The 5,599-nt window shown below is 48.3% G+C and carries 5 protein-coding genes; 4 read left to right on the forward strand and 1 reads right to left on the reverse strand.

Annotated features, from left to right (window positions below):
• A partial coding sequence (locus QXE01_11370; protein ID MEM4971836.1) for an NCS2 family permease occupies positions 1 to 913 on the reverse strand: 913 nt, incomplete at its 3' end.
• A gap of 157 nt (positions 914 to 1,070) precedes the next feature.
• On the opposite strand from QXE01_11370, the gene QXE01_11375 reads away from it, so the two are divergent.
• From QXE01_11375 to QXE01_11390, 4 genes are all read left to right on the forward strand, one after another.
• Positions 1,071 to 1,487: an Sjogren's syndrome/scleroderma autoantigen 1 family protein gene (locus QXE01_11375; GenBank protein MEM4971837.1), complete on the forward strand. Its 417-nt coding sequence runs from the start codon at positions 1,071 to 1,073 to the stop codon at positions 1,485 to 1,487.
• Between the two features lie 133 nt (positions 1,488 to 1,620).
• Positions 1,621 to 2,601 carry a DNA double-strand break repair nuclease NurA gene (locus QXE01_11380; GenBank protein ID MEM4971838.1) on the forward strand — a complete coding sequence of 327 codons (981 nt, stop codon included), beginning with the start codon at positions 1,621 to 1,623 and terminating at the stop codon, positions 2,599 to 2,601.
• Positions 2,598 to 4,208, forward strand: a complete 1,611-nt coding sequence (locus QXE01_11385) for an ATP-binding protein (GenBank protein ID MEM4971839.1) — start codon at positions 2,598 to 2,600, stop codon at positions 4,206 to 4,208. The genes QXE01_11380 and QXE01_11385 overlap by 4 nt, the downstream gene beginning before the upstream one ends.
• Before the next feature lie 9 nt (positions 4,209 to 4,217).
• On the forward strand, positions 4,218 to 5,429 hold the full coding sequence (locus QXE01_11390) for an exonuclease SbcCD subunit D (protein ID MEM4971840.1): 1,212 nt from the start codon (positions 4,218 to 4,220) through the stop codon (positions 5,427 to 5,429).
• The last annotated feature ends 170 nt before the right edge of the window (positions 5,430 to 5,599 follow it).

Genomic DNA, 5,599 nt, shown 5'->3' on the forward strand with positions numbered 1-5,599 from the left:
TTGTTCCTATTCCATCGAAGAACTCTACTAGGAATAGTGAGAATGCTACTGGGAATGCAAGTGCTATCAACTCTATATATGCCCTCAAGGCTGTGGGGAATACGGGGATTATGGATGTTGAGAAACTCGGTATCTCGAGCATATTTTGTGGGATACTCACTAAACCAGCTATGAGCCCTACTATGGTTAGAACCACTATTGTTACCAGGAATGCTGGTGAGAACCTCTTTATATAGAGTATAGATGCCATTATAAAGCCCGCTATAGCTATTATGCTTGAAGGCTCTACAAAGGCCCTCACATTGAAGCTAACAGGTGTTCCAGCACCGGCGTGTACCAAGCCTGCTAGGGATAGCCCTATAAAGGTTATGAAGAGCCCTATCCCAGCACTTATACCATAGGCTAGATTAGGCGATATAGCCCTCAAAACCCTCTCCCTAATGCCTGACCAGGCTGCGAGGAGAAAGATCAGGCCGTCTATGAATACAGCGAATATAGCTGCATATAGAGCTACCATCGCAGCCTCCTCACCCCTTATACCCATGCCCATGAGCACGGATGTGAATGCAGGGATCACGGAGAAGCCTATGAAGGAGTTCTCACCCATCCCAGGGGCCATTGCAAATGGTAGCCTTGCGTAGAGAGCCATCAATATGGATCCGAATGAGGCAGCCAATATAGTAGCTGTTGCTATCCCAACCTTAACGCTATTCACAAGAGCAACCTGATCAGGCGATAGAGTTTGAACCCCTAAGGCGCTCTTCAAAGCTATCTCAAAGCCGGATCCAACTATCAGGGGGTTTACAAAGATTATATAGGCCATGGTTAGAAACGTTGTTATACCTGCGATAACCTCTCTCTTAAGATCAACCTGCATCTTCTCAGGGGCTAGTAGTTGGAGCAACTTACTCAACTTATTTCCCAATTCATGTAAATTCTAGGGGGCTTATATATGTAGGCGATCATAGATTTCTGCGAAACATTTACATGAACATGTTAAAAATGGTTGTGCTTAGAAAGAGATATGCAGGATAATAACCTCTATACCCACTAGATATTAGGGAGATTTGGTGGAGAGGATCAGCGGGTCAGAGCTTGTGAAGAGGATGAGCGAGCTTCTAAAAGCAGGGGCTGCGATGCTTGCAGAGACATGCCCATCATGTGGCTCACCCCTCTTCAGGCTAAGGGGTGGGGAGGTTATATGCCCACTCCACGGCAAGGTATTCCTGGTTAGAAGTGAGGAGGAGGCTAGCACGGCATCGGTGATATCTGTACTATCTAAGATAGAGGATCTCGCATCTGTCAAGATGATGGAGCTGGTTAAAAGGCTATCAACCAATAACGACCCCCTCGACCTCGAGTCGCTCTCTAAATGGCTTGAGATAGTTCAGAGGATCCAGGAGATAAAGAGAAGCCTACTCCTCACACAGGTTCAGCAGACACAGCATAGAAGGCAGGCTGAGGAGAAGCGCGGAAGGGAAGAATAGAGATTTAATATTTATAACCCACTTTAGATGTAATCCCATCCAGCATCTTATTCCTTGGGTAGTACTCGTAGCTCCATGGGTTTTGGGCTCTTCTCTATATCTCCTTCTATGTATAAATATCTATTTGGTGGGTATGCTAGCATCCATTATGGATGGCGAGCTCAGAACCTTGAGGGGGAGGGTTGAGGAGGCCCTTGCAAGGTATAGGAGGGTTAGGCTTGGTAATAAGCCTAGATGGTTTGATTTAAAAGGGGTTAGGAGGAGCTCCTCAGTTGCCTCAGACTCCTCCTTCCTAGGTGTGCTAACTAGATATGCCTTCATCTATGGTATTAGAGCCTTTTCAGCCCCATTCACAGGTTCTTCGGAGGATGTTATTAGATATGGCAGGTATCTAGCTAAGTTCGATGTTCTCGAGCTCCTATCTAGCTTTGATGATGAGGGCTCAAACCCTTATAGGGATAGGAGGGGCGTTGTTCACCACATTGCTAAGGATCTCGAGGTTTCATCTGCCAAGGCTGTTATAGATTCCATGGGATCTCCGCCGGATCTTGTTCTCTTCGACGGCTCTCTAAGATCTTTCTTCTATAATAGGTTCAGAGGTGGGGATGAATTCTCAGAATCCCTTAGGAGGAGCTGGCTCGAGAGGGTTGAGGCTCTTGAGAGGATATCGAGGATCTCTAGGGTTGTCTTCATCTCTAAAGTACATACGAGGCAGATCCTATCTAGGTTCTTAAAGCCCGAGGTGGATGGTAAACCTGTTGTGGTGCCTGACTATGCCTTGATAGATAAGATCCTTGAGGGGAGGTCTAGAGAGCCGGGTTTTCTAGAGCCTATAGAGGTTAGCGAGGGTAGTGTGGGTGTTAGATATACATTAACCTATGCGATACTAGCTAGGGGGGCACCTGCCTACCAGATCACGATGCCCGGCTCCCTCTCAGCTGAGGAGATCTCTGAGGTGCTTGAGATGCTTAGATTCCACAGCGCACCAGGCTATCCAGAGCCTCTTAGGCAGTGTCATTATCATAGTAGGATAGGTAGGAAGGAGTTTCTACAGCTATTGGGGGCATATGGTGTTAGGCTTGAGAGTGGTAGGGAGGTGCTTGGAGAGCTATGAGCGCCCCTATACTTGGTAGGGTCCTCAGATCTAGATCTCCATCGTATTGCGAGGTATATTCAGACTATCCAATGCCCGTGGGCTCCTATGTATATGCCGAGTTCAAGGTGATTGACAGGGCTACGGGGTTGCAGGCTGTTAGAAGGGTTGTTGGGGTTGTTTCTAACAGCAGCTACTCCCCGATCTTTGAGAGGCCATCTATAACGGATCTCAGGGAGGATATTCCGAGGGATTATAGCGTCCCCTCTATATCCATTATAGATGTATATGTTATAGCTGATATCTCTGGCAAGAGGCCTGAGACCCCTAGATACCCGATACCCCCTGGAACAGCTATCTACCCAGCTCCCCCAGAGTATCTCAGGATCCTCTATGAGCTCCCTGAGGAGGGCTATATAAGGCTTGGATCCCTCTCCGAGTATGGTGGGATAGAGATAAGGGTGAGGGTTAACGAGCTCTCCAGGCACCTCCTAATAACAGGGGCTACCGGGTCTGGGAAGAGCAACACGGTTGCTATTATAGCGGATAGGCTTTCAAGGCTCGGGGCTCCGGTAGCTATATTCGATGTACATGGTGAGTATGTTGGTCTCCAGCCCGAGGATGGCGATTCAACTAGGGTGAGGGTCTATAGCGCTGTTATAAGCCCCTATAAGATACCTCCGAAGATACTGGCTTCAATGGTGATAAGGGATCCAGCTGCTACTAAGCAGAGGAGGCTTCTAGCAAGGGCTCTTAGAAGGCTTAACAAGGCTATTGCTGATAAATGCTCTAAGGGTCTCGGGGTATCATCTGCTGTTAAGGAGATCCTTGTTGAGAGGAGGATACAGCTTGATAGGATCCTTGGTGAGGATGTTAGGGGAACCCCTGAGGAGATCTATCTAGCCCTCCTCATAAACGAGATCAACTCTGTTGCTAGGGAGCATGGGGATGCCTTTGATAGCAAGGTTGTGAATAGCGCTATTGAGAAGGTTGAGGGTTTCTTCGAATCCTCACCACTAGATCTAGAGGCTCCGAGGGTTGTTGATATGATCGAGCCTGGTAGGATAGCTGTGATAGATGTTTCAACTCTGAGCGATGATCAGAAGGCATGGGTTTTAAAGCTATATGCTGATGAGCTTCTAAACCACCTTAAGGAGGGTATTGAGAAGCCTGGATCTAGGGTGCCAACTATATTCATAGTGGAGGAGGCACCCCTATTCCTCCCATCGGATTCATCTACACCTGCTAAGGAGAGTCTCCAGAGATTCGCTAGGGAGGGCAGGAAATTCGGGGGTGTGCTTGGGGTTGTTAGTCAGAGGCCGAGATCCCTTGACCCCAATGTTGCTTCCCAGCTACAGAACTTCGTATTCCTCAAGCTGGTTCAGGAGGAGGATAGGAGGGCTGTTATGAATATAGCGGATGCTCTAGAGGATACCCTGGCCGAGATATTGCCAAGCCTTCCAAAGGGTAGGGCGATCGTTATGGGGGAGTGGGTTGGGAGGTTCCCAGTGCTTGTTGATATAGATATGCATAGTGGTAAGAGGAGGGGTGCAACACCTGATCTATATGGTATATGGAGATCCAGGGTAAGATCTGGGGAGCCTAGGGAGGAGAGGTTCGAGATCTAGGTGGCGTGTATGAGGATCCTACATATATCTGATACGCATCTAGGTGCTAGGCCGAGGGGTGTTGTTGAGAGGGAGAGGGATATATATGATGTCTTCAGGGAGATCATAGATATTGCTATAAACAACAAGGTAGATCTAGTGCTACACGCTGGCGATATGTTCCACGATGCAGAGCTATACCCAGCACCCTATATAGTTGCTATCGAGGCCCTCTCAAGGCTTAGGAGCTCTGGGATATCCTTCTACGCTGTTGCCGGTAACCACGATTCTGTTAAGCCTACTAGGAATAGCCCTCTAGAGCTTCTACATAGGCTAGGCTATATAGTTCTTCTATCAGACTCAGCGGATCCAGGTGTTAGAAGGGCCTCTGGATCCTCCGGCCTTGAGGTAGAGATCCACGGCTACTCCTACAAGGCTGTTGACAAGCTACTCTCAGGATCTCTCAAGCCATCCCAGCAATCAATACTCCTAGCCCATGTAAGGCTATGCGATGCCTGGTCCCAGAGATATGGTAGGGATCAGAGGCTATGCTCCTCAGGAGAGGGGGCTCCCGTGATTTCTAAGCTTCCCAAGGGGTATCTCTACTATGCCCTCGGGGATCTTCATAGGAGTTGGAGGAGCATATACAGTGGATCACCAATAGCATATCCAGGATCTCCTGAGGCTATTTCGAGGGATGATTATGAGGATATCAAGAAGGTCTTTCTAGTAGAGATAGATAGGGGCTATATCGATGTGAAGGAGATCCCTCTGAGGAGTGTTAGGCCTTGGATATATATCGATGCTAAGGATCATAGAGAGGCTCTCCAGAAGATCTATGAGGCCGAGGCTAGGGCGAGGTCTATGCATAAGCCCCCAATACTTGTTCTGAAGATTAGGACTAGGCTTGAGAGGAATGAGAGGGATAGGTTGGTGGGGGTTTTGGAGCATCTTGTAAGGGATAAGAGGATCCTTGCCTATGATGGCCCCGAGATCGAGGATCAGTCCCAGCCTATGGAGGGTTCTAGGGATTCCCAGGTGGGCTCGATAGGTGTTGAAGATGCTGTAAATAGGATCTTCAGGGATCCTGAGGTCAGGAGCTTCATAATAGATGTATTTATAAGGGGTAGGCTGAGCGGTGACGCCCTCCTCCAGAGGCTCTTGGAGAGCAAGGTTATTGTTGAGAAGCTCTTGGAGGAGCCTGAGGTTAGAAGGCTTCTCCAGAATAATAGGTTTAGATAGGCGATCCCTATGCTGATAAGGAGGATCCTTTTGGAGAATATCTATTCCCACAGGAGATCCGAGATAGTCTTTGGAAGAGGCTTAACAGCCATTGTAGGGCCGAATGGGGCTGGTAAGAGCTCTATCGTAGAGGCTATCCTATTAGCTCTCTTCGATAGAGGGGGGCAGTC

The sequence above is a fragment of the Sulfolobales archaeon genome, assembly GCA_038897115.1.
GTDB lineage: Archaea > Thermoproteota > Thermoprotei_A > Sulfolobales > AG1 > AG1.

Bases quoted from the DNA above. Each gene is read 5' to 3' on its own strand.
- QXE01_11380 (MEM4971838.1), top strand. From the start codon at position 1,621: ATGCTAGCATCCATTATGGATGGCGAGCTCAGAACCTTGAGGGGGAGG.
- QXE01_11385 (MEM4971839.1), top strand. From the start codon at position 2,598: ATGAGCGCCCCTATACTTGGTAGGGTCCTCAGATCTAGATCTCCATCG.
- QXE01_11390 (MEM4971840.1), top strand. From the start codon at position 4,218: ATGAGGATCCTACATATATCTGATACGCATCTAGGTGCTAGGCCGAGG.